We start from the raw sequence: 23,332 nt of genomic DNA, 5'->3' as shown, positions 1-23,332 counted from the left end.
GAAAGGCAGCCCCCGCTCTCGCGGGCGTTCGACTCTCCCCGTCAGCCATAATTCTATGCTGTCATACTTTCACGGCACTCAAAGTGCAGACAGATCACAAACCTGTGAGTTGTTGGTTAACCTGTCCCGATTGGGTAATGGCAGGAACCCCACAGATTTAGACTCGTGAGTATGGCTTGAAAGCACCATAGAAATACAGATCATTTTCTGGTGTGATGAGGACGAGGGCCGATCGATGCACCATAGAGATGGCCCGATCTTCACGTCGTTTAGCGCCGGACACGGACGCGATCTCGTTTTTTATCGTCGACGTCCGGTTGCCTTTGCAGAGGATTCGCCAAAGCGATTTATTGTTCATGCACGCCTGATTTCTGCTGTTCGAACACATTCTGTCTTGTTGAAAGAGGGCCACTTGAAATTTCAAATCATGAAGCGGATCCCAGGGCAGGATCCTGAAAGGGTTTTGGGAGTACTGGAAGATTGCCTTCGCTCGGTATCCACCGAGATTGTGCGGGAGGGCAGACGGATTACATTCTTTGGGCTTGGCCCCTCGCCCCGCGCCATCAATCGCCGGGACACCACTGTGATCGACGTCGATGCCGAGGAAGGCGTAACCACGATCGGCGCGGATGTGAGCTTTCAGGCGTCGGCCTTCCTGGGCAACACCCCGCAGGATGTCGTGGTACAGGAGAAGCTTGACCGTGTCTTTGACCAGATGAGGATCCAGCTCGGGCTGGATCAATTTGAGGCATCCTCTCATCCGGAACCCTCCATCGCCGACGTGCCAGCTGCTGCTACGAGTTGGGAAACTCCACTTGAAGTTCCTCCTCCGGAAGACATCGTGCCCGCGGAAGAGATTGTGGTACTTCCCATCGTTCAGCCGGACGCGCCGTCCTCCACATCGCCCGCGCTGCTCTCTGAGAAGTCGCCTAAACCCCGTGAGCAACCGCCGGTCGAAACCGTGCCTGTGACCGAGATCGTGATCCTGACGACCGATCTGGAGACCGAAGCAGCGGCTGCGAACACGAAGTTAGAACCGGAAACAACGGCGCCTGAACCTGCGCGAGCGGCATCATCGGCGATCGGCTACGAATCTGCGACAGAGAGACCGCGGAGGTTCGAGCCGCGAGTTGCGGAGGTCATGACGCGGTCGCGGTCGAGTATCTCCGCAAAAAGACCGTCCAGTGGCGCCATCGCCACGATGCTCGAAGAAGAACCTTTGGAGGCAGCAGTAACCGCTCCGAGACTGCTACTCGATGAAGCGGTCTCCGATGAACAAGACGAGAAGAAGTCCAGGCGATTGCAGTGGAGCGCCTGGGCGGCCGCAATTGTTGTTCTGGTCATCGCGCCTGCAGCCTGGCTGTTTCTTCCAAGTCACTCGGAGACCAGGACTCCGCCGCCCCAAAGGCAGCAGTCTCCGGTTCCCATCTCCCAGCAAGCTCCCATCCCTGTCTCGCAGCAAGCCCCGGTTCCACCCGCCCCACCCGCTCCGAAGGAGCCTGGGCTCAGGGACGATCTGGCTGAGGTCGTGCAGGAGTGGGAGGCGGCAATGGGCTCGAGCGACGCCGCGGCCCAGGCCGCCTTCTATGCTGACCCCGTCGAGCGGTACTTTCTTCGCCACAACGTCAGCAAAGATCAGGTTGTTGCCGACAAGCAGGCTGCGATCGACAGGCGACACGGGACATGGGCCGTGAAGATGGAACAGGTAAAGGTGACTCGCCCGGATGACGCAATCGCGAAGGTTCGCCTTATAAAACACTTCGCGGTGCGACAGGACGGCAGACTCACCTCGGAGTGGTTCATTCCATCCCAGCTTCAACTGAACCGGCTGGAAGGCAAGTGGCGAATTACCTCGGAGCGCGATCTCGGCTGGGCCACCTCCATGGACGAGCTGGACTATTGAGAAGCTAACTCTTCTGTTGCTTCAACAGTCCCAGAACCTCTTCCGCGTGTCCCTCGGGTTTCACCTCTTCGAAGACGTGGATCAGCCGCTGTCCCTTTCCGGTATCCGGGCTGATAAGGTAGGTTGTCCGCTTGACCCCTTTCACCAGCTTGCCGTACATGTTCTTCGGCTTGATGAGGTCGTAGCGGTTGATGAGGACCATCTCCGGGTCTGCGAGCAGGTCGTAGGGAAGCTTGTACTTCTCTTTGAACTTCTTCTGCGCCGCGACGGTGTCGCGCGAGATGCCCAGCACCACAATGCCTTCCTTCTGAAACTTCTTGAAGGCGTCCCGAAATCCGCAGGACTCGATGGTGCAGCCCGGCGTATCGGCGCGCGGGTAGAAGAAAAGCACCACGGGTGAATCCTTGAAGTCGGAGAGGGAGACGTCTTTGCCGTCCTGATTCTGAAGGGTAAAGTCTTCTACGAGCTCGTCGGGTTTCATTGTTCAATCCTCTCAGTTGTGGCCAGCTTAGCGGGGCATCGACTTCAGAAGCATCGCTGGCCGTGTGACTATTTTAATCTCGAAGATCGTGGGCCATTGTTTTCCGGTAACAAACAGCCGGTCCTGCTGTGCATCGTAAGCTATGCCGTTCAGCACCGATTCGGCATCGGCCTTCTGATCCTCAGCAAGAATCCCGGTGAGATCGATCCAGCCGATAACGTGCCCGTCCCGGGGAGAGATGCGGGCGATGCGGTCCGAGTGCCAGACATTCGCATAGATCTCGCCCTTGACGTACTCCAGCTCGTTGAGTTGCAGGATCGGTTGCGATCCGTCCTTGACGATGACATGATGCGTCTCCTTGAAGGTCTCAGGATCGCGAAACCGCAACGTTGCAGTACCGTCGCTGGTGATCAGCTCTCGATCGGTACGGGTCATGCCCCAGCCTTCCCCCGTATAGCGGAACTGTCGGATCGGTCGCAGGCTGAAGCGGTCGTAGACGAAACAGATGTGGGACTGCCAGGTCCACTCATAGAGATTCGGTCCCCAGTCGACGATTCCTTCGCCGAAGTATTGCGGCGGCAGCTGGAGCTGTTGAACCGCCTCGCCCGTCTGGGGCCTGGTAACCACAACCTTTGAGCGTCCTTCGAGTCCGGTGCCTTCGTAAAACAATCCGCCCAGGTAGAAAAACCCCTCCGTATAGCTAGAGGTAGCGTGCGGATACTTCGCCACGACCCTGTAGCCGGCAACGGGAGCCGCAACTGCGCGGTCCGCTACGAAGAGCGTGGCAATCAGGGCCAGACCGCGGGCTGCATGGAGCAGATGTTTCATCGCTGACATCGATTGAAGGCTCCTGCGTTAGTTAAGAGCCGTTATCACCTTCTCAAGCGAAGCCGCATCCTCGACGTTGAGAGAGGCGATGGCGGAATCCCTGCCCAGAATCTGGCGGTTCAGGCCGGTCAGGACCTTTCCTGGGCCAACCTCGATAAAGTGGGTTGCTCCCTGCGCGGCGAGCAGTTGAATGCACTCCACCCAGCGCACCGAGCCCGTGACCTGGCGAATGAGACAGTCTCTCGCGTCCGTCCCGCGGGTAATCAGGCGGGCATCGACGTTCGCCGCAATGGGAAATGCGGGATCGTTGAACGGAATGCCCTCAAGATCGATTGCGAGCAGATCCTGTGCGGGCTGCATCAGCGCGCAATGGAAGGGAGCGCTGACCTGCAGCATCACAGTTCGCTTGGCTCCTGCCTCTTTGCACAGATCCGCTGCCCTTTGCACTGCCGCGGCCGAGCCGGAGATAACCGTCTGGTCCGGCGAATTGAGATTTGCGGGGGCGACAATCGATCGAGCCATGGCGGCTCGCGTGGCCTCTGGATCGGTAGCGCCCGCAGCCGAGGGTGTCCCTGCGCTCGCAGCAACGGCTTTTTCAGGATTCGGTGCGTCAGGATTAATCGGAGGTGGCGGCGGGGCTGTGTTTTCATCGGAGGCCTGCGCGCAGAGCTCCGTAATCCGCGCTGCGGGCAGCCCAAGGATCGCGGCCATCGCCCCCTGGCCCGCGGGAACCGCCTGCTGCATATACCGTCCGCGTGCACGAACCGTGCGAACCGCATCCGCGAAGCTGAAGGTACCTCCTGCGACGTGGGCGGAGTATTCGCCAAGCGAGTGGCCGGCAGCCAGCGTCGCCGTAATGCCGCGTTCGGAGAGCAGGCGCGTGACCGCGACCGACACCGTAAGGATGGCAGGCTGTGTGTGCTCGGTGAGCTTCAGCTGGTCCTCCGGACCTTCGAAGATCAGCTTCGAAAGCGGGAATCCAAGTGCCGCATCGGCCTCTTCAAAGACGGAACGGGCGGAGGGAAAGGTCTCGTAGAGATCACGCCCCATGCCAACCGATTGCGAGCCCTGGCCAGGAAAGAGAAAAACTGGTTTCATCATGACTATCGTAAATGACCAGCGCCGCGTTCTCGTGTGGGCGTCTCCATCGAACCCTGCTCTGCAAAACCACGCATTCGTGGAGATCTGGAAGCTTATCGAATGCTGCAGGAGCTTGCCCTCTTTCTTCTGGCGGCGGTCCGGCCCTTGAAGTGCAGGATCAGATCAATCGCCCCTGCTGTTCCTCATGGAAGACGATGCAGTTGCGGCCCCGGGCTTTTGCGCGGTAAAGGGCCTCGTCTGCGCGGCGGATCAGGTCTTCCGCCACGACGATACTGGGGTGGGACCATGCAACGCCGAAGCTCGAAGTTACGTGCACGGAACGATTCTCGACCTCGAAGGGCTCGCGGGAGATCGACTGCAGCAGCTGGTTGAGGCGCATGTGGGGATCGAGCAGCGGCAGGCCCGGCAGAACGATGAGAAACTCCTCACCGCCATAGCGTCCGATAAAGTCATAAGGCCGGATGTTGTGAAGCATGCGTCTGCTGGCGTCGCGCAAAATGGAGTCGCCGGCAAGGTGTCCCAGCGTGTCGTTGATCTGCTTGAAATGGTCGATGTCGGCCAGGACAACTGCGAACATGACCCCCGTGCGCCGTGATCGGTCCATCTCGCGGGTCAGAATGTCGAAGATCGCCGCACGGTTCCATATCCCCGTGAGTGCATCGCGCGTCGCCTGGTGGCTCAGTGCCTCTCGCGCGGCGACCAGCTCCGCCTTCTCGGCTTCAAGTTCCCGGGTCCTTTGCGCGACCAGCTGCCGCAGCATGTGCTGACGATGCAGGAGTCGCCGCTCCCGCCAGTGCCACACCAGGATGGATGCCACGAAGGAGAGAATCCCAAGCAGCAGGTACATGGCCCGGGTTCGCCACCAGGGCGGCCTTATCGTGAAACGCAGCGAGAGGATAGCCGACTGTTTCTGCTGATCTGGATCGACCGCCTGAAGTTCAAAACGATAATCCCCAGGTGCGATGGCCGGATAGTGCAAGACATGCGACGTGGTCTCGCTCCAGTCAAACTCCATTCCCGTCAGGCGATAGCGAAAATGCACGGAGCCTTCGCGCGCGAAGTTCAGCGAGCTGAACGCAAGATCGAGCGGTGCGTCCTGCCAGGGGGTCAGTGTCGTCGAGGTGAGAGAGAGCGGTTGCGTCCCCAGATCGGCGGAGGTGAAGCGTACATCGAGAGGCGCGGAAGAGAAGAGATGCTCGGGTTGAAGCAGATGAATGGCTCCGCCGTTTGCGCCAATCCAGACCGAGCCATCGGTATCGGCTAGAAAGGCTCCCTCATCGGTGTCGTTCGAGATGAGGCCATCGCGACGTGTCAGCAGACGCCACTGCCTGCCGTCAAAGACATTCACGCCAAGGTCGGTGCCGATCCAGAGCCAGCCCCGTCCGTCGATCCGCACGATCTGAACGTCGCTTGAGGCAAGGTCGGGGGAGGTGACTCTATTCACCATCGTGGCGCGATCGCCCGCAACACGCAGATGAAGCAGTGCGGGGATTCCGCCACCGATCCATAACGTGCCGTCCGCGGCGGCGGCAATGTTTCGCATCTGGCCACGGGTTTCGTCAGGGTCCAGCTCGACTTTGCTGAATCGCCCACTCTTGGACGACAGCCGGTAGAGGTGATTGTCAGCCAGGAACCAGAGATCGTGGTCGGGACTCTCGGCCGCATCCGCAAATGCGTCTCGAGAGATCAGGGAAGCGGCGATCTTCTCGATAAAGGGTTGATCCGGATTGCGAACCACGTAAAGGCCGTTCCGCGACAGGATCCAGATTCGATGCGACGAATCCGTAAACGCACGGGCGAGGCTGGGAAGCTTGGATCGAAACACGATCCGTCTGATCGCCGCATCGGTGCGATAGACCTCGCCATCCAAGGTAAAGATCCAGAGCGATCCGTCCGGCGACTCCGCGAAGCTGGTGCCATGAAGGATCGGTGCATTTTGAAAGGTCCTGGGTGTGGCGAGCCGCTCGCCTCTTTTGTTCAGGCGATTGATCTGGAACTGATCCGCAATCCAAAGATCATGATGGCTATCTCGAAAGATGGGCCAGACGACGTCATCGTGCAACCCTTGAGCGATGGTCCAGTTTTCCGCCTCACGGTAGCCCCTCCACCGTACGACACCTTGTCCTCGCGTGGAAAACCATGGAGCCCCATGGCGATCAAACAAAATGGAGCTGACATCCTTGAAGTCGACGCCATTGGATGAGTCGAAGATCCTCCAGGAAGATCCCTCCCACCGGGCCAGCCCGCGGTTGGTTTGCGTGAGGACGGCTCCCTGGGGATCCTCAGCTATGGTGAGAATGCCCGAACCTCGATAGGCAGGCAGTCCATCGGACGAAGGAATATCCCGCGAACGGAAGACCGCTTCGCCACGGGCGAGCACCCGGACATAGCGGCGGCTGCGCGCCCACAGGGTTCCCTCGCGATCCCTGAAGAAGCAGGTCCATGAATCCGCCGGAATGCCTTGAGCGTCGGAGAAGACGTCCACATGCTGTGGCTCTTGTGTCTTCAAAGACCCGCGGATACGGCAGACGGCCTGACCGCATCCCAGCCATAGATCGTATCCGGAGAGTCGATCTTTCGAGACGAAGATGCTGTGAAGCTTTCCCAGAGCGGGATTCGCATCCACCTCAGGAAGACGGAAGAACGGCGCTGTGGTCCAGCCAGCAGCGCCCTTGCCCGTTCCCCTCTGCGTAACAAGCATCAGGGAACCATGATCGAGAAAGAGAATGTGCGCAGGATCGATGGAGTTGATCGGTTCCTCGACCCCGAATTGCACCGTAGAGCTCCCCAGGGGAGCAGGAAGAAAACGGCTCCCATCGAAGAAGTACAGATGATCGTTCGTTGCTACCCAGATACGCCCGGAAGCGTCCTTGTGCAGTCCCAGCACAAGGGTTTCGCCGATTCCGTCTTTGGGTCCAAAGCGATGGAACTGTGCGCCATCGTAACGGAACAGGCCGTTCTCCGTGGCAAGCCACAGCAGACCCTCGTCGTCCTCCACCAGTCCGAAGACGTCCAGGTTCCGGAGACCTTCGTCCTGGCCATAATGGGCAAAACTGAACTGCTGGGCAACGGAGTTTGTGATTCCCGAAATGAAGACAAATACAGCAAGGGTGAGATGCAGGATCGAGCTTCCACCGACCGATGGCAACCTCGGAGGCAGGGGAGTAGGTTTGCGTTCAGGTTGCCTGCTCAACGGAGTCACCTGCGCAACACCTTGGGTCCGGACCGGAATCAGCAAGTGGCTGGTTCGGCCGAGATAAGTTTTGGGGAGGGGCCCGGGTGTGTCTTTTTTAATGTATCAAGTCGAATCCGCTGCGGGATATCTATCTTCCAATAGATCGCGATTTAGCGGTGGAAGAACGCTGCGCCTGACGAATCCCGGAAGAAAGAAAAAATTGCGTTCGACAGTCAGCGGAATTATTAAACGCCCAGCCCGAAGTCGACGTCCTGCTCGTCTCCGGAGTGCGAATAGAAGTCATAGGGTGTCCGGCGGTTGAACTTGTAACGCTGGCGAAGCTCGCGGCCAATAAATAGCCCAAGCGCGACCGCTCCCAGACCGGCCGAAACCCAGCCGATCGTCTTGACAAGGGTCGACTCTTCCTCTCCTTCAGGAAATGGGAGCGTATTCAGCGTATTCAAGGCAGAGGCCACGGAATCCTCACTGCAAGCGGACTTCATGCAAGGATGATAGCGCAGGTTGCAGAAGGCTGGCAGGGGCACACAACCGGTTTTCTGAACGAAAGGAACCCTTCTGGGCTCTGCCCATCCTCAGCTGACGTCCACCTGCTGGAAACCCAGGCTGTAAAGCAGTGTAGCCACCGTGGCGCGGGCGTTTTTTCGGGCGGCATCCAGAATTCCGTCTGATAGCGCCGTCTTCTGTAGCTGCTGCTCGGCTCTCGCTCGCGTCTCCGATTCGAGATTTTGATCAACAGGCACAAGAATGCCGGTCGACCGCGCGTAGACGCGGGTGTGCTGGTTATCGAGCGTGGTAGCAAACAGCTGCGAAGCCGGTAGCGTGACATGGATGCCGCGCACACCGTTGTTCTCCGTAATGCGGATATCTTCCGGCTTGAGATTGGAAAGGTCGATCCCCGCGATCGCCTGGCCATGAACGACCAGCAGAATACGGTCTCCGGCCAGCAGATCCGGAAGTACGGCGCTGGACCTGGAACCTTCGACGATGGTGTCCATCGAATAAACCACGGTTTCAAGGCGGTTGAGCCGCTGAATACGCTGAACTATGGCTAGAACCGAGGTATCGAAGGTTGTACTACGTCCTGCGATACGATCCGCTATGCGAGCCATGTAGCCGCCGGTCGCTTGGCGGAGGAAGAGAGCCAGGGCGGCTGCTCCGAGCAGCAATGCGAGCAGAAAGGCAAGGAATGGTCCCGACGAGCTTCGGCCGGTGTTGTATTGAGTTGTCATCCTGGTTTGGATGGTACCGCACAGCTATACCGATGGATGGAAAGTCCCTTAGCCGGAAAGTCAGCAGAAACAAAGATTCCGGGGGAACAATCGAGTTCCCCCGGAAGGAGCGGAGTTGCTTTCTTCAGGCTACAAATTTACGAGCGCCAAAGGCCACGATGCCAAGAGCTCCTGTCCCGAAGAGAAGCAGGGAGGAAGGCTCTGGAGTCGCCGCAGTGCTCGGAGTGGCCAGGATCAGTCCCGCTGAGCCCTGCCCGCCAAGGATGTTGGTATAGACGTATCCCAGCCCGGCGGAATCCAGCGTGATCTTGAAGAAGCCGTTCCCCAGAGCTCCGTCGTAATTGATGCTGCTTACGCTTCCAAGAAAGAAGAAGACGGAAGCCGGAGACTCGGAGTCGGCGAGGGTGAAGGTGTTGCCGCCGATCGTCAGAGACAGGTCGGTCAAATCGCTTCCGGCAGAACCATTCTGGAAGAAGGCATCTGCGAGAAAGTTTGGGTTGTCATCCACGGTGAATGAGCCGGTACCTCCGGCGACGTTCCCGAATATATTGACGAGGGTTAAATCGTACGTTACGGGCGAAGCATGAGCCGCCATAGGAGCAGCAGCTAAACCAAGTGCGAGAACCAGTGCAGAGAGAATTTTGCGCATTAGAAGGGCCCCTTTTCAGATCCCTGTAATTTCAAGGTATCTGTAAGGTGCTACTACACTTACGAGGCAGTCAACGGGAAAGATGCTTCCGCGAAATGCGCAAAAGAATGCACAAACCCGTCTCAATCCGCACAAAATTGCGGCTAAAGAGGGTTGAACAGTCGGTCAGTCCCAAATGGGGAAAGACTAACCGGCTTTTAGGTCGAGATCATGCAAATATTTGCGCACAAAAACTTTGGGCATCAGTACCCAATTGGGCCACTTTACCCCTGCGAGACTGCGGTCAGGCTTGGGGTCGCGCTCTCGGACGATGCCTCGCGATTGCGATAGCTCGCTGCGATGAAATCGCGGAAGAGCGGGTGTGGCTCGAGAGGCTTTGATTTGAACTCGGGGTGAAACTGGCAGCCGAGGAAGAATGGGTGACCGGGAATCTCCACGATCTCTACATAGGTCGCGTCGGGAGTCGTTCCGGTCAGGCGAAGTCCAGCGCCGGTCAGCACCGCCTCATACTCGCGGTTGAACTCGTAGCGATGGCGGTGGCGCTCGCTGATGTCCGTCGTCCCATAGGCTTTGGCCGCAAGCGATCCGGGCTCGAGCACGCAAGGCCACGCGCCGAGGCGCATCGTTCCGCCCATCTCCTCCACGCCGGTCAGCTCGCGCAGCTTGTAGATGATGCGGTGAGGCGTGGCAGGATCGAACTCGCCGGAGTTGGCGTCCTTCAGTCCGCAGACATTGCGCGCGTACTCGATGCATGCAGTCTGCATTCCGAGACAAATGCCGAAGTACGGCGTCCCCGTCTCGCGCGCGTAGCGGATGGCGTTGAGCATGCCTTCGATGCCGCGCTTGCCGAAGCCTCCTGGAACCAGGATGCCGTCGAAGTCCTCAAGCTGGCGGCGGTAGTCGAGCGTGGGCCGTCCATCGGCGTCATGTGTCTCCAGACCCTCGGCTTCGATCCAGGTGACGCGAAGCTTGAGGTTGTGCGCGAGCGCGCCGTGTACGAGAGCCTCCTTCAGCGACTTGTAGGAGTCTTCGTACTCGACATACTTGCCGACGATTCCGATGGACACCTCGTCCTTGGGGTTGTAGGCGCGATGGACGATGTCCTGCCAGCGCGAGAGATCGGGCTGGGGCGCGTCGAGATGGAGGTACTTGAGGACGAGCGCATCCACGCCTTCCGAGGCGAAGTTGAGCGGGCACTCATAGATGCTGGCGACGTCACGGGCGGCGATGACGGCCGGCTCCTCGACGTTGCAGAAGAGGGCGATCTTCGAGCGCATCTCGCGCGGAACGGCGCGGTCGGTACGGCAGAGCAGGATGTCGGGCTGGATTCCGATGGAGAGCATCTCCTTGACGGAGTGCTGCGTGGGCTTGGTCTTGAGCTCCTGCGCGGCGGCGATCCACGGGATGAGCGTGACGTGGACGAAGACGGTGTTCTCGCGGCCCAGATCCTGGCGCATCTGGCGGATGGCTTCGAGGAAGGGAAGCGACTCGATGTCGCCCACGGTCCCGCCGATCTCGACGATGATGACCTCGGTGTCCTGCGCTACCTTGCGCATGGCGTTCTTGATCTCGTTGGTTACGTGCGGGATAACCTGCACGGTCTTGCCGAGATAATCGCCGCGACGCTCCTTCGTGATGATCTGCTCGTAGATGCGGCCCGTTGTCAGATTGTTGTCGCGGCAGAGCTTCGCGTGAGTGAAGCGCTCGTAGTGGCCGAGATCGAGGTCGGTCTCGGCCCCGTCGTCGGTCACGAAGACCTCGCCATGCTGGAACGGCGACATGGTTCCCGGATCTACATTGAGATAGGGATCGAACTTCATCAGGTTGACGCGGAGTCCGCGGGCTTCCAGCAGACAGCCGATTGAGGCCGCAGCCAGGCCCTTTCCTAACGAAGACACAACGCCGCCCGTTACGAAGATGTACTTTGCAGACATTTCCGCGACCCCTTGAGATTGATTGGAAGTTTGTGCGTGCTGTGCACGATTAAGTATCGCAGGGTCTTCCTCCTGAATCAAGGTGCAGACCCTCCGCGGAGACCGATGGAAAAGTATTTTCAAAACATCTGTTCGATCTTCGGCCCAAACGCCAGCTGCCCCGTCTTACTTGGTAAAGTAAAAAGAGACGTTTCGGTGACATTTGGTTTACCTGAATGGTCTGACATTAAGACAGCCATCAACTCAATCTGCAGGTTGCGATTTCACGATGAAGAGGGACGCTTGAACTCACGAAAATCAATCTCCACACTAGCTTTCGCTGTTTTTGCGACGGTGACCTCCCTGTCGGCACAGGATGCCAACTTTCATAACGCGCCAGCCTCTTCGGTCACGGTCGAAAATCCGCACACCGCACAAGCGGACGCCGAGGCTGGCGGAACCGTCTACCAACAAAAGTGTGCAGCCTGCCACGGGCCCACAGCCAAGGGAGCGGGAAACATTCCTGCGCTGGCCACTGGAGCAACCCAGTCCGCCAAGGCCGGTGAGGTCTTCTGGTACATCACGCGCGGCGATCTCGCGAACGGCATGCCGTCGTGGGCGACGCTCCCCGAAGAGCAGCGCTGGCAGGTGGTGAGCTACCTGAAGTACCTAGGCGGACCGAATGCCAAGGCGTTGACTCCCGCGCCGAGCGAAGCGACCGCGAGTACCGCGAAGTTCGAAGCCCCTGCGCCAAAACCTCCGTTCACCGACTTCCGCTATGAGGATCCGGGCAAGACCCGCAAGATTACCGTGGCCGATCTTCCTCAGCCGTATGCGACGGAGTCAGCGGGCAATCCGCCCAAGCTGGTTCCGCGTCCCGAGGGCGTGTGGCCGAAGGCACTGCCAGGGTTCAAGGTCGAACAATATGCGACCGGGCTCGAGAATCCGCGTCTGATCCGCACCGCGCCGAACGGCGACGCCTTCGTGGCCGAGACAGCGAAAGGACAGATTCGCGTCTTCCGCGGCATTACGGCCGATGGCAAGCCGGAGATGACGAGCGTCTTCGCCACCGGGCTCAACAAGCCCTTCGGAATTGCGTTCTATCCTCAGGGTCCGAATCCGAAGTGGATTTACATCGGCAACCTGGATTCGGTGGTGCGCTTTCCTTATAAGAACGGCGACGTGAAGGCGAGCGCCGAACCGGAGCATATTGCCGATATCCCTGGCGGCCGCGGCCACACTACGCGCGACGTTCGCTTCTCGCTCGACGGCAAGAAGATGTGGGTTTCGGTCGGATCGGGATCGAACGTGGACGATCCGGACACGAATCCGGCGGAGAAGAACCGCGCCGATGTTCTGGAGTTCAACCCGGACGGAAGCGGCATGCACATCTACGCCTACGGCATTCGTAACTGCGTAGGCGAAGAGGTGAACCCGATTACCGGCGAGCTGTGGTGCTCGGTGAACGAGCGCGATGCGCTGGGCGACAACCTTGTTCCGGACTACATCACCAGCGTGAAGCCGGGCGGTTTCTACGGCTGGCCGTGGTGGTACATGGGAGCGCACCAGGATCCTCGGCATGCGGGCAAGCATCCGGAGCTGAAGGACAAGGCGATCGTGCCGGACGTCCTGCTGAATCCTCACAACGCGTCGCTTCAGATTACGTTCTACAACGGCAAGCAGTTTCCCGCGGAGTATTCGGGAGATATCTTTGCCAGCGAGCACGGCTCGTGGAACCGGTCGGCCCGCGTCGGATACGAGGTCATCCGCGTTCCGCTGCACCAGACCGGCCATGCGACGGGCGAGTACGAGGACTTCCTGACCGGGTTCGTGCTTCCGAGCGGCGATGTCTGGGGCCGACCGGTGGGCGTGACCACGGCGAAGGATGGCTCACTGCTGGTGACGGACGATGGATCGAACTCGGTCTGGCGCGTCAGCTACACGGGAAAGTAAGAGCTCTCGACCAACCCTTGTGGAGGGTGTTTCTCCATGAGGGTTGGTCTACCCCTCCCTACAATATTGTGCAAAATCTTCAATCCAAATCGTTTAGCTTTGGACCGGCCCACAAAAATCTATAGCCCCAGAAATAGGACAGGTGCCATCGAGGCGAGTACGGCTCCGGCTTGTAGAGCAAGCACGTAAAGAGTCTGCTTTGGAGCTCGGGGTAGCCACCGGATCGCAAAGAGTGCGAGCAGCGGTAATTGTCCAGCCATAAGCAATTGCCAGATGTGCGCCGAAGTTCCCTCATCGGAAGGTTGATGGGCGACCCCGAAGACGGTTATGGTCACGAGGACGAGCGTCAGAGCAGCCAGCGACATTGCGATAGGAACAAAGGCAGTCGGCTGCCGGATGATGAGGCCAAAGGGATATGTCTGGTGACTCATGTCGGCTCCTAACGTTGGAACGATATGCTCGCAAAATCCGGAGAGCATAATGTCTGCGATCGTGCGAAGGCTGGCGGGTCCGCATTGCAGCAGCGCCTCAAATTCCGCACCATAGCGCTCACGCCAGCGGCGTGGATAGAAGCGCATGAGCAGACGTGCAAGCCTGACGTTCATACCAACTCCAGTCTCTGGAGTCCGGCTTTCGAGAACTGATGCAATGTCTTCAGTTTTGCGCGAAGGACGCGTATTCCTTCGGCGGTGATGCGATAAGGCCGTCTCCGCTCTTCAGGCGGTAGAGGCTCAATTAAATGCTGTTGCTCGAGCCGGGCAATGGCTCCGTAAAGGGTTCCAGGGCCTAGACGGGCTCCACAGAGGAACACAATGTCCTCAATCATGGCGTGGCCATGCTTCGGCCCGTTGGCAAGGCTGGCCAAGACAAGCAGAGGTGGATCGGAGTACTGTTCGTTTTCCGTTTTTACTACGTTCCGCGTACTACGCATGACGTAGTTATTGCATGACCCCATGAAATCCGCAAGCGGATTCCATGGAATTAAGCAGAAAGACCCGGCCGGACGGCCAGGTCTTTATTCCTTCATAGTTCAAGTGTAACAATGTTCGGCTAACTCATCGGCACTGTATATCTTACAGTATCTAAAACAGATAGGCCCGATTGACACTTGACAGGGTTGGGTGGGTCAGCAGCTTTTCGACGGCGAACCGACCGGTGCCGCGCTTGCAAGCACCGGGTTTTTCGGTGGAGTAGACGTGTCCGTAGCGCTCGCTGATGTCCATGACGCGCTGGATCTGTGCGGCGGAGGGGATCTTGTGACGGTAGGGGCTTTCGCGAACGAAGGGAAGGCCCGCGTCTTCGAAGAACCGCCCGAGGTTGGGGGTGCAGGTGATGAGCACGCGGACGTCGGAGGTGGTGGGGTTGCGGAAGCCATGGAGCTTCATGGAAGGGATGTTGATCATCTCGCCGGGGACGGCAAAGCACCACTCGAGACCGGAGGGCGATTCGAGCGCGAACTCGGGTGCGCCTTCGAGTACGAGGAAGGCCTCCTGATCGGGATGGCGGTGAGGGGGCACCATGACACCGGGGGGAATGGTGGCCTGGAGCACACAGTACTGGTTGTTGGTTTCTGCGTCGGTGAGCTTCCACTCGAGTTCGACGCCTAAGAGTTCTACCTTCTCGGATTTGTTCATTGGTCTTTCACTTTCCTGCTTTTATGTTGCTGCTCTGTTTTAGGAATGTTTTTTGCGGCCTGGATGAGGGCTTCGAGAGTCCAGGCGACAGCCTCCTGCGCGTCGGCCCCGGAGAGCAGGCCGCGATCGCGGAGCAACTGCCAGAAGGGCGCGCTGTAGATGGAGACGAAGACGGCGATGATGCGGTCCTTCTCCGTCTCGGGCAGACCTTCGAGGGCGGAGGAGAGGCTTTTGGAGAAGGCGGCGCGTCCCTCGGTTCCTCCGCGCTCGCGAACCTCGGTTCCGGCCGGCGAGGTGATGACGGCCCTCACGAGAGGCTCGTTGGCCTCGAACTCCTCAAAGACGGAGCGGGCGAGGGGAAGGATCTCCTCTTCGGTCTCGGGGAAGCGGGTTTTGGTGGCTTCGCGCAGCCTTATCCAGAGAGCCTGAAGCAGGGATGCCCGATCGGGGAAGTAGCGATAGACGGTGCGTGCGCCGAGTCCCGCAGCCTCCGCGATGCTCTCGTGGGAGAAGGTTCCGCGTGGGCCCTGGCCGAGCTGATGCATGGCGATCTCAAGGATCTGCTCGCGGGTGGCGGCGGTCTGCCGGTCCCTCAGGGTGAGAACTGCCTCGCTCATGACAGTATTCTGTCATCGAGGCAGTAGTATGTCAATGACAGTTTCAAAAGAGATTTCTGTTTTATCTATGAAATCAGTCCCGAGTTCTGGACCGTGGATTTCCCCGGTTTTTCCCATCTGCGGAGGGCGTGGAAGTGATGTTCCATATGTGCGATGTAGTCCTCGATGAGAAAGCCGAGGGTGAGGGGAGAATCGGCGACGACGCCCTGGTTGGAGAGGCGGGAGAGGTCGATGTGGCGGATGACCCAGACGAGATGCTCGTTGAGGGCAAACCAGAGGGCGAGGACCTGGGCCCATTCGCGGTCGCGGTAGTGCTGGAGCGCGACCCAGGACTGCTGGTCGTAGCCGGGCATGCGTTCGGAGCCGATCTGCATGCGAACGATTCGGCTGAGGTTGTTGATGGCCGAGTCGGTGAGATGACCGAGGATCTCCTTGGCGGACCACTTGCCTTCTGCTTCGGGGGTGCCGGCATCGGCGTCGGAGAGGGTGACGAGCCACGGGACGGCGGCCCGGATGGTTGCGGAGAGGCGCTCGCTGAGCTCGACGGAATCGAGGCGGGCGGGATCGGTTCCCTGGGTGTAGGTTATGCCCATTCGAAGGCTCCCTGGTTGAGGACGAACTGGGGTTCGCCGGGTTGCATTGTCTCTTCTAGAGAGGCGAGATAAATGGAGAGGACATCGAAGCGTGCGGTTGCGGGACGTGCGGACTCTGGCAGGCGGCGCAGGTAGACGCGGGCGAGGCGGCGGAGGACGCGCTGCTTTTCGGAGTCGACGGCGAACTCGGCCGCGAAGGCGTCGCGATGACTGCGGGTCTTGACCTCGATGAAGCAGAGGACGTTGCCGTGCCAGGCGACGAGGTCGAGATCGCCGCGAAACTTCGAGGACTTCCAGCGACGAGCGACGACGGTGTATCCGGAGCGGCGGAGATGGAAGAGGGCTTCGCGCTCGCCGAGGGCTCCGGTTTGAAGATGAGCGGCGGTGCCATCGCGGTGCAGGGCGTGAAGACGGCGGATGGCCCATGCCTGGGCATCGATCCAGAGGCGTGTGGGTCTTCTTCGCGCGGTGGAGGTTGGGGCTGGGAGCGCCATGCGATCCAGAATAGAGCGCGGACGGGCGGATTCGCACCAAAGATATAGCAGGGAGTCGCAAAAAGTGTGGGAGCGGAGCAAAGTTTCTTGACAAGGGGGAAGCACGAGCGCAGTATCACTGCGCATATCAGGATCCATCAATGGTGGGTGTGACCTGAATCCTGCGGATCTTCCCCGGGCCCTCGTGTTCCTTCTCGAAGGAGTCTATCTATGCCCAGCCTCAAGAACCTACTCTCCAAGCATCTCTCCCCGGGACTGATCTTTCATCGCCACTGGTGGTGAGATCCCATCGACATGGAGATCTTCGAAAAACATCAACGATGTCGCGCAACGTCAGCTGGTGGCGGTGAGTCTTGAGACCCAGACTGCGATGCTAAAGACGCAGGCCGAGGGATTGGATAAGCTGGCCGACGCGTTGGGACAGCGTTGAAAGAGCCGAGAGGCGATCGACGAGCGTGAGGAGCTGCGCTGGCGGCTGCAGGGCAGAGGTGCTCCGCGCGTCGATCGCGTCCGGATTTTTATAGCGAGATTGTGGCGAGCGCGCAGAGACTGCAGCCGATGATCGTGGGCTTCTCGCTGATCTTTCAGTTCTACATCCGGCAGTATGGGCTGATTGTGGAGAGGCTGCGCAAGGTGCAGTTTCTGGAGGCGCTGCTGGAGTCGCTTCGGATTCTTCCGTTGGAGCCGGTACCGCAGGTGGAGGGTGTGATGGGCGCGGTGGCGATCGCATGAGGGGCTTGGGTCGACAAGGTTTACGTCTGAGGGGCGGGAGGTGGGAACATTTGAAGCCGGTGCGACGGTCTAATATAGGCGAGTGAAGATGTGAGGGGGATCGATGACTCTGCTGAATGCACCGACGTACGATGCGGGCCGGGAGCGGCGCAAGACAGGCCTGGTGATTGGGGGGATCGCACTGATTCTGATCGCCGCTGTGGTGGGAGTGGGTGGATATCTGACGGGACATGGGTGGTTCTACACCAACCTTCCGGCGGAGCATAAAGTAGATAAGTTTTTTCAGGCGCTGGAGGCGAAGGACTATAACCAGGCGTATGCGCTGTGGATGAGCGATCCGGACTGGCAGAAGCACCCGCAGAAGTACGACTATACGCTGCAGCGATTCACGGAAGACTGGACGACGGCGAGCCCGGTGGGGCCGATCAAGTCGCATCACGTGGATATTTCAAAGACGGATGGGACGGGGACGTTTGGAACGGGGATCATCGTCGCAGTGCGGGTGAATGGCGATCACAAGCTGTTTATGTGGTACGAGAAGAAAGACCGCACGCTGACCTATCCTGCTCCTCATGAGCTGGGGTACAACTGACATCTGTTGCGGAGACGAGCAATGGATGACTTCTCAGGTTCGGCACAACCTTAAAAAGATGGAGCTTGCAGCACTTCTTGTTGTCGCGGCGGCACCTCGATAGGCAATATTACGGGTGGAAACTATCGGAGGTTGGTCCCGCATGAAGCTGCTTGCCCTATCCGTCGTTCTGGTGTCGTGCTTTGCCCACGGTCAGGGCATGGAGGGATTTCCTGACCCCACCGTGCAACAGACTTATACGATGCATCGGTCCTCAAGCCGTGAGGCGACGGGAGCGAACGCAGATTTTCGCACGCTCACGCCGGGTCAGACGTTGACCATTCTCGATGTCGATGGTCCTGGAAGGATCTCGCATATCTGGTTCACGCTGAACTCTCCGGAGAGCTACCACCTGAAACGAATTGTGCTGCGGATGTACTGGGATGGAGAAGACACGCCCAGCGTGGAGACGCCGATCGGCGACTTCTTCGGTTTAGGCACGGGGCAGTATTACTTCTGGTCCTCGCCGGTGCTGTCGGCCGGGAGCGATCGTTCGCTCAACAGCTACTTCCAGATGCCGTATGCAAAACATGCTCGCATCACGGTGACCAATGAAGGCAAGCAATCGCTGAGCAATCTGTACTGGAATATCGACTATCGGCAGGATACGAAGCCTTTGCCTGTCGGGACGCTGTATTTTCATGCGCAGTACAGGCAGGCCCAGCCGAATCATGGGTGGGTTTCAGACTGGTATGACAATGGCGACCCGCGAGTGAACTACCGGCGCAATCCGGATGGCAAGGACAACTACACCTGGTTTGAGGCAAAGGGGCACGGACAGTTCATTGGCGTGACCATGTCGGTACTGCAGAATCAGGATGGGTGGTGGGGCGAGGGAAACGACCGGTTCGAAGTGGATGACGGGGCGGTTCCGACGATGGTCGGGACGGGGTCGGAGGACTATTTTTTAGGTGCATGGGACTTCGGCGGCTCGCAAAGCTTCCCGCTGCATGGTTCACCGGTTGTGGGGCAGGAACTCGCAGGATCGCGGTCAAGCGTGTATCGGTTTCATCTCGATTCCCCGATCCCGTTTACGAAGTCCATGAAGGCAAGCATCGAGCATGGACATGGTAATGCTCGCTCGGACAACTTCTACTCCGTCGCGTACTGGTATCAGGCCGAACCCCATATGCCTTTTCCACCGTTGACGGAGATGAGTGAGCGCATTCCTGCCTTGCAGGCTGTGGGTGGCCCCGGCAATGCCAAGCAGCCACAGAAAGAGGGCGATCCTCAACCGCGTTGATTCGCGGCTTGTGGTTCGTCATTCAGACGGAGAGCCGGTTGGATCGTATTTCCGCCAGTGCCGTGTCGTGGTGGGTTTGAGTGTTTCAGGAGATGCTATGAAGTTGTCGTCTCACGTCATCAAGAGCACGATCGTCGGAGCCCTTGGCGGGCTTCTCTTCGGGTTCGATACCGCAGTGATCTCCGGAACGACGGCCGCGCTGACCCAGCAGTTTCATTTGTCTGAAGCCGCGCTCGGCTTTACCGTGGCGAGTGCGCTCTGGGGTACCGTGATCGGCGCGATCTTTGCGGGTATTCCCGGTCAGAGATACGGCCGACGAGACAGCCTGCGAGCGATGGCAGCCTTTTATGTCATCTCTGCGATCGGCTGTGCCCTTGCGTGGAACCTGTCGTCGCTCATCTTCTTTCGCTTCATCGGAGGATTGGGGATTGGCGGTTCGTCGGTACTTGGTCCCATGTATATCGCCGAGATTGCGCCGGCACATTGGCGGGGCCGGCTGGTGGGATTTTTTCAGGTGAACGTAGTTGTCGGTATTCTGCTGGCTTACATCTCCAACTATCTTTTGGGAACTTTATCCCTCGGCGCAGCGGAGTGGAGATGGCAGCTTGGAATTGCCGCGCTTCCCGCAGCTCTTTTTCTCATCGCCCTCTTCTTCATACCGCGAAGTCCACGCTGGCTTTTGACGCAGTCAAGGAACAGCGAGGCTTTGGATATCCTGCGCCTTACGGGAGTGGAAGATCCCACGCGAGAGCTGGAGGAAATTGTTCAATCGCTGCGCGAAGAGGGGCAGGGAGGACGCGAATCGCTGACAGCGCGGAAGTTCCGACTTCCTGTGTTCCTCGCGATTACGGTGGGAATGTTCTGTCAGCTTACCGGGATCAATGCGGTTCTTTACTATCTCAACGACATCTTCACGCTGGCCGGGGCGACGAAGGTCTCCGGTAATCTGCAGGCGGTTGCGGTAGGCGCTACCAACCTGGTGGCCACGCTGATTGCAATGTCGGTCATCGATCGCCTGGGACGAAAGAAGCTGCTGCTTACCGGAACGGTTGGCCTGGTCGGATGTCTTTCAGCGATCGGTTACATGTTCTACACGCACCAGCATCTAAATTTGATTGTCTGGTTCCTGATGCTGTACATCGCATTCTTCGCGATCTCTCACGGGGCCGTGGTCTGGGTTTATATCAGCGAAGTCTTTCCGACACGGATGCGCGCTAAAGGGCAGAGCCTGGGCAGCTCCTCGCACTGGATCACGAATGCGATCATCTCGCTAGTCTTTCCGTTGCTGGCGAAGTCGTCGGGGGCGGTTCCTTTTTTCTTCTTCGCGAGCATGATGGTGCTGGATCTGTTTCTGGTCTGGTTTTACTATCCGGAGACAGCGCGGATCTCACTTGAGAAGATGCAACACGCGATTGGGCGGGATTAGCGCGAAGCCATCCACCTGGTCGCTCGAATGAAAAAGAGGAGACAGCGCGATGGAGCGCCATCTCCTCTCGGATGGATGCTCCTGCTTATCCCAGTTGCTTGATCTTCTTCCGAAGACCTGCAGCTGCGGCTCCGGGATCTTTTGCGCCATAGATCGCGGCACCGGCAACCGCAATGGTTGCACCTGCAGATTCGACCCCTCCGATGCGCTCTGCGTTGATGCCGCCGGCAACCGAGAATGGCATGTCGGCACTGCGCCCGACCTCGAGCAGTTTCTCAATCGAATAGCCTGCCTGCGCCTGCTCATCGAGCCCCGCATGCAGTTCAACCCAGCTCACGCCCATGGCCTTCAGCTCGTGAAGCCGCGCAGCCTTATCCGCTACACCGATCATGTCGGCCACGACTGCCTTGCCGTGCGCTTTGCCTGCCTTCACCGCGCCGGCAATGGTGCTGTCAGCCGCTGTAGCCAGCACGGTCATAATATCCGCCCCTGCCTTGAACGCGAGGTCGGCTTCGAGCTCGCCCGCATCCATGGTCTTCATGTCTGCAAACACCAGCTTGTCAGGATACGCCGCCTTCACATTTGTAACGACGCTCAGTCCCTGCTGTTTGATAAGAGGGGTTCCCAGCTCGATCACATCTACGTGTTCCGCAACCTTGTTAAGCAACGCCAGCGCATCCGCCGTCGAGAGTAGATCTATTGCAACCTGCAGTTTCATTTTTGTACTCCGTTTCTAAGTATTGAAAAAATCAGCGATGATACCAACTAGCCGAGATAAGCCCGCGAAGGGTCTGCCAAAGGGGAAGACGTTATTCCAGATTCGCGTGGCGCTTCCACAGCTGCTCCGCGCTCTCTCCGCGTTCGTGCCACATCACCTGAAATAGTGCGTCCATCACCAGCAGCACACTTTGCTCAAACAACGCTCCCGAATACTGCTCGGACCTCACTCCGCCGTGGTCCTGCTTGGTGGCTGCCGGAATCACGATCAAGCCTTGCGCCAGTTGGCCGAGCTTCGATGCGGGCGCGGCGGTGAGCACGAGGACCTGTGCTTGAACGTTTCGTGCCACTTCAGCCGCATGCACTGCGCCTGCCGTGGTGCCCGATCCCGAGGCCACGAGTAGCAGATCTCCCTGACCGATGGCCGGGGCCGTCACCTCACCAGCTACATGCACGACCAGCCCCAGATGCATGAGGCGCATGGCAGCCATCTTCAGCGCCAGTCCGCTGCGCCCGGCGCCAGTCACGAAGACGCGCCTGGCCAGAAGAATCATCTCGCGCGCAACAGCGATCTCTGCTTCATTCACCGCGGCAAGAGTGCGGTCCAGTTCTTTCAGCAGGAGTACCTGGGAAGACGAATAACTCGGTATTTCGACACAATGGTTGAACATCACTCATTCAGAGTCGCATCGCGGTTTGCGCCGATCAAACAGGAAATTCAAATCTGCTGATAGCTTTTTTCAATCGATAGTTTTTTTTCAATCGATGGAGCAGCTCAGGGTCGATGCAGAGAATTCAGGACTGCTGCTTCGGCGCACTGACCCTGCGGGAATCCTTTGGCTGATAGTTCTTATAGGTCTCGAGCATCGCGCGTATTGCATCGACCAGCTCCGGGGTGTGCGCCATCTCCATGAGGGCATGCACGGCAGCAGGCAATGGGTCGCTCTTCACCGTCACAAATCCCACATTCACCTGCTCGCCGGGCTTTGCAATCGCGATCGCCCGCAGAGCAGGCGTCTTCGCCAACATCGTTACGAGCGACTGAGGAAGCACCGTGGACCACCGTCCCGTCCCCACATGCGCGGCCATCACTGCTGCCGAATCCGTATGGATCACCTTGGGGGCTTTATTCAGTTGTGTCTCCGCAGTGCGTGGGACAGCCGACCGCAACAGGCACAGCGGTAATGTCGCCACCTCCTCCCATGACACGCGACGACCGTTGCCTGCGTCCCCCGTTGTCACGAGAAACAGACGCTCCCGATAGAGTGCATATCCATCCAGCCCCTCGCTCACTGGCTCGTCCAGATACATCAGCGCCACATCCATCTCGCCCTGCCGCACCCTCTGCAACAGGCGCTCCGGGTCACCTGTCTCCATCGAGATTTGCAACTCCGGAAATTTTTCCGCGAACGCCACGCTCAGCACGGAGGCCAGTGCTGAGGTTGCTGCCAACATCCCCAGACGAAATGGACCCTGCATGGCATGATCGCGCAGCACGTGCAGCTCCTGCTTCAACCGCGTGCAGTCTTCGAGCATCTGCTGCGCCCACGCCAGCACGCGTTCGCCCTCGCGCGTGAAGCCCTCAAACCGTTGGCCGCGTTTCACGATCAGCACGTCCATATCCTCTTCCAGCTGCTTGATCCCCGCGGACAGGGTGGGTTGCGATACCCTGCAGGCAGCAGCGGCCCGCGCGAAGTGTCTTTCCTTATTCAATGCCAGCAAATATTCAAAATTCCTGATAATCAAGCCGCTCGGACTCCTTCCTGGATATTTCACCTTCCAGTCTCGCACCTATTCGAAGCCGTCTCGAGTAACTCACCATTGCGAAATGATGAGGGCCCCGAAACGATGAGGCGCGGTTCCGCCTGCGTGCCTTATTTGGTTTGTGAACTTGGATTTTGGTGGGCCGGAGGGATTTGAACCCCCAACCAAGGGATTATGAGTTTTGACCCAACGATGTAAGTCTATGAAATAAAAGAAATGCCGGCGTAA

Annotated in this window: 23 protein-coding genes; 6 read left to right on the top strand and 17 right to left on the bottom strand. The window is 58.7% G+C overall.

What is annotated here, in order from left to right; all coding sequences use genetic code 11:
- Nucleotides 1-427: 427 nt before the first annotated feature.
- Nucleotides 428-1,903: a hypothetical protein gene (locus tag BDD14_RS13885; protein WP_165420077.1), complete on the top strand. Its 1,476-nt coding sequence runs from the start codon at nt 428-430 to the stop codon at nt 1,901-1,903.
- A gap of 4 nt (nt 1,904-1,907) precedes the next feature.
- Here the strand turns inward: BDD14_RS13885 and BDD14_RS13880 are convergent, their stop codons facing one another.
- From BDD14_RS13880 to BDD14_RS13845, 8 genes are all read right to left on the bottom strand, one after another.
- On the bottom strand, nt 1,908-2,384 hold the full coding sequence (locus BDD14_RS13880; protein WP_130419325.1) for a peroxiredoxin: 477 nt from the start codon (nt 2,382-2,384) through the stop codon (nt 1,908-1,910).
- Nucleotides 2,385-2,411: 27 nt separating this feature from the next.
- Nucleotides 2,412-3,221 (bottom strand): glutaminyl-peptide cyclotransferase, encoded by an 810-nt coding sequence (locus BDD14_RS13875; RefSeq protein WP_242617939.1) that lies wholly within the window; start codon nt 3,219-3,221, stop codon nt 2,412-2,414.
- 18 nt (nt 3,222-3,239) lie between these two features.
- Entirely contained in the window at nt 3,240-4,313 is a 1,074-nt protein-coding gene (locus BDD14_RS13870; protein WP_130419324.1) for an ACP S-malonyltransferase, read from the bottom strand.
- 157 nt (nt 4,314-4,470) lie between these two features.
- The gene (locus BDD14_RS13865; protein WP_130419323.1) at nt 4,471-7,506 is read right to left on the bottom strand and encodes a ligand-binding sensor domain-containing diguanylate cyclase; all 3,036 of its coding nucleotides are present in this window, start codon (nt 7,504-7,506) and stop codon (nt 4,471-4,473) included.
- A 227-nt stretch (nt 7,507-7,733) separates the two neighbouring features.
- Entirely contained in the window at nt 7,734-7,964 is a 231-nt protein-coding gene (locus BDD14_RS13860; RefSeq protein ID WP_207231738.1) for a hypothetical protein, read from the bottom strand.
- Between the two features lie 117 nt (nt 7,965-8,081).
- Nucleotides 8,082-8,738, bottom strand: coding sequence for a DUF4230 domain-containing protein (locus BDD14_RS13855; protein ID WP_130419322.1), 657 nt, complete (start codon nt 8,736-8,738; stop codon nt 8,082-8,084).
- 124 nt (nt 8,739-8,862) lie between these two features.
- Nucleotides 8,863-9,387: a PEP-CTERM sorting domain-containing protein gene (locus BDD14_RS13850; protein WP_130419321.1), complete on the bottom strand. Its 525-nt coding sequence runs from the start codon at nt 9,385-9,387 to the stop codon at nt 8,863-8,865.
- A gap of 263 nt (nt 9,388-9,650) precedes the next feature.
- Complete coding sequence (locus BDD14_RS13845) at nt 9,651-11,321, bottom strand: CTP synthase (RefSeq protein ID WP_130419320.1); 1,671 nt, start codon at nt 11,319-11,321, stop codon at nt 9,651-9,653.
- A gap of 282 nt (nt 11,322-11,603) precedes the next feature.
- Between BDD14_RS13845 and BDD14_RS13840 the strand changes: the two genes are divergently transcribed.
- Nucleotides 11,604-13,253 (top strand): PQQ-dependent sugar dehydrogenase, encoded by a 1,650-nt coding sequence (locus tag BDD14_RS13840; RefSeq protein ID WP_242617938.1) that lies wholly within the window; start codon nt 11,604-11,606, stop codon nt 13,251-13,253.
- 119 nt (nt 13,254-13,372) lie between these two features.
- On the opposite strand, the gene BDD14_RS33025 is transcribed toward BDD14_RS13840, so the two are convergent.
- The 6 genes from BDD14_RS33025 to BDD14_RS13810 all read right to left on the bottom strand — a co-directional run bounded on the left by BDD14_RS33025 (nt 13,373) and on the right by BDD14_RS13810 (nt 16,591).
- The gene (locus BDD14_RS33025; protein ID WP_242617937.1) at nt 13,373-13,858 is read right to left on the bottom strand and encodes a hypothetical protein; all 486 of its coding nucleotides are present in this window, start codon (nt 13,856-13,858) and stop codon (nt 13,373-13,375) included.
- Nucleotides 13,855-14,208, bottom strand: coding sequence for a PadR family transcriptional regulator (locus BDD14_RS13830; protein ID WP_207231737.1), 354 nt, complete (start codon nt 14,206-14,208; stop codon nt 13,855-13,857). Before BDD14_RS13830 ends, BDD14_RS33025 begins: the two co-directional genes overlap by 4 nt.
- Before the next feature lie 127 nt (nt 14,209-14,335).
- Nucleotides 14,336-14,887, bottom strand: coding sequence for a cupin domain-containing protein (locus BDD14_RS13825; protein ID WP_130419318.1), 552 nt, complete (start codon nt 14,885-14,887; stop codon nt 14,336-14,338).
- Nucleotides 14,884-15,504, bottom strand: a complete 621-nt coding sequence (locus tag BDD14_RS13820) for a TetR/AcrR family transcriptional regulator (RefSeq protein WP_130419317.1) — start codon at nt 15,502-15,504, stop codon at nt 14,884-14,886. The genes BDD14_RS13825 and BDD14_RS13820 overlap by 4 nt, the downstream gene beginning before the upstream one ends.
- 65 nt (nt 15,505-15,569) lie before the next feature.
- Entirely contained in the window at nt 15,570-16,097 is a 528-nt protein-coding gene (locus BDD14_RS13815; protein WP_130419316.1) for a DinB family protein, read from the bottom strand.
- Entirely contained in the window at nt 16,088-16,591 is a 504-nt protein-coding gene (locus tag BDD14_RS13810) for a YraN family protein (RefSeq protein WP_130419315.1), read from the bottom strand. The genes BDD14_RS13815 and BDD14_RS13810 overlap by 10 nt, the downstream gene beginning before the upstream one ends.
- 531 nt (nt 16,592-17,122) lie before the next feature.
- On the opposite strand from BDD14_RS13810, the gene BDD14_RS13805 reads away from it, so the two are divergent.
- The 4 genes from BDD14_RS13805 (at nt 17,123) to BDD14_RS13790 (ending at nt 20,623) form a co-directional block, all read left to right on the top strand.
- Complete coding sequence (locus BDD14_RS13805; RefSeq protein ID WP_130419314.1) at nt 17,123-17,323, top strand: hypothetical protein; 201 nt, start codon at nt 17,123-17,125, stop codon at nt 17,321-17,323.
- Between the two features lie 103 nt (nt 17,324-17,426).
- The gene (locus tag BDD14_RS13800; protein WP_130419313.1) at nt 17,427-17,915 is read left to right on the top strand and encodes a hypothetical protein; all 489 of its coding nucleotides are present in this window, start codon (nt 17,427-17,429) and stop codon (nt 17,913-17,915) included.
- Nucleotides 17,916-18,057: 142 nt separating this feature from the next.
- On the top strand, nt 18,058-19,197 hold the full coding sequence (locus BDD14_RS13795; RefSeq protein ID WP_130419312.1) for a glycoside hydrolase family 172 protein: 1,140 nt from the start codon (nt 18,058-18,060) through the stop codon (nt 19,195-19,197).
- 97 nt (nt 19,198-19,294) lie between these two features.
- Nucleotides 19,295-20,623: a sugar porter family MFS transporter gene (locus tag BDD14_RS13790; protein WP_130419311.1), complete on the top strand. Its 1,329-nt coding sequence runs from the start codon at nt 19,295-19,297 to the stop codon at nt 20,621-20,623.
- A gap of 85 nt (nt 20,624-20,708) precedes the next feature.
- On the opposite strand, the gene hxlA is transcribed toward BDD14_RS13790, so the two are convergent.
- The 3 genes from hxlA to BDD14_RS13775 form a co-directional block, all read right to left on the bottom strand.
- A complete protein-coding gene (gene hxlA / locus BDD14_RS13785; RefSeq protein ID WP_130419310.1) occupies nt 20,709-21,341 on the bottom strand; it encodes a 3-hexulose-6-phosphate synthase in 633 nt (210 codons plus the stop codon).
- Between the two features lie 91 nt (nt 21,342-21,432).
- Nucleotides 21,433-22,011 (bottom strand): 6-phospho-3-hexuloisomerase, encoded by a 579-nt coding sequence (gene hxlB / locus BDD14_RS13780; protein ID WP_130419309.1) that lies wholly within the window; start codon nt 22,009-22,011, stop codon nt 21,433-21,435.
- 124 nt (nt 22,012-22,135) lie between these two features.
- Nucleotides 22,136-23,086: a LysR family transcriptional regulator gene (locus tag BDD14_RS13775; RefSeq protein ID WP_130419308.1), complete on the bottom strand. Its 951-nt coding sequence runs from the start codon at nt 23,084-23,086 to the stop codon at nt 22,136-22,138.
- Nucleotides 23,087-23,332 lie beyond the last annotated feature (246 nt).

The sequence above is a fragment of the Edaphobacter modestus genome (genome assembly GCF_004217555.1).
In the GTDB taxonomy this organism is placed as follows: domain Bacteria; phylum Acidobacteriota; class Terriglobia; order Terriglobales; family Acidobacteriaceae; genus Edaphobacter; species Edaphobacter modestus.
This window is presented reverse-complemented; position numbering and strand designations above follow the sequence as displayed.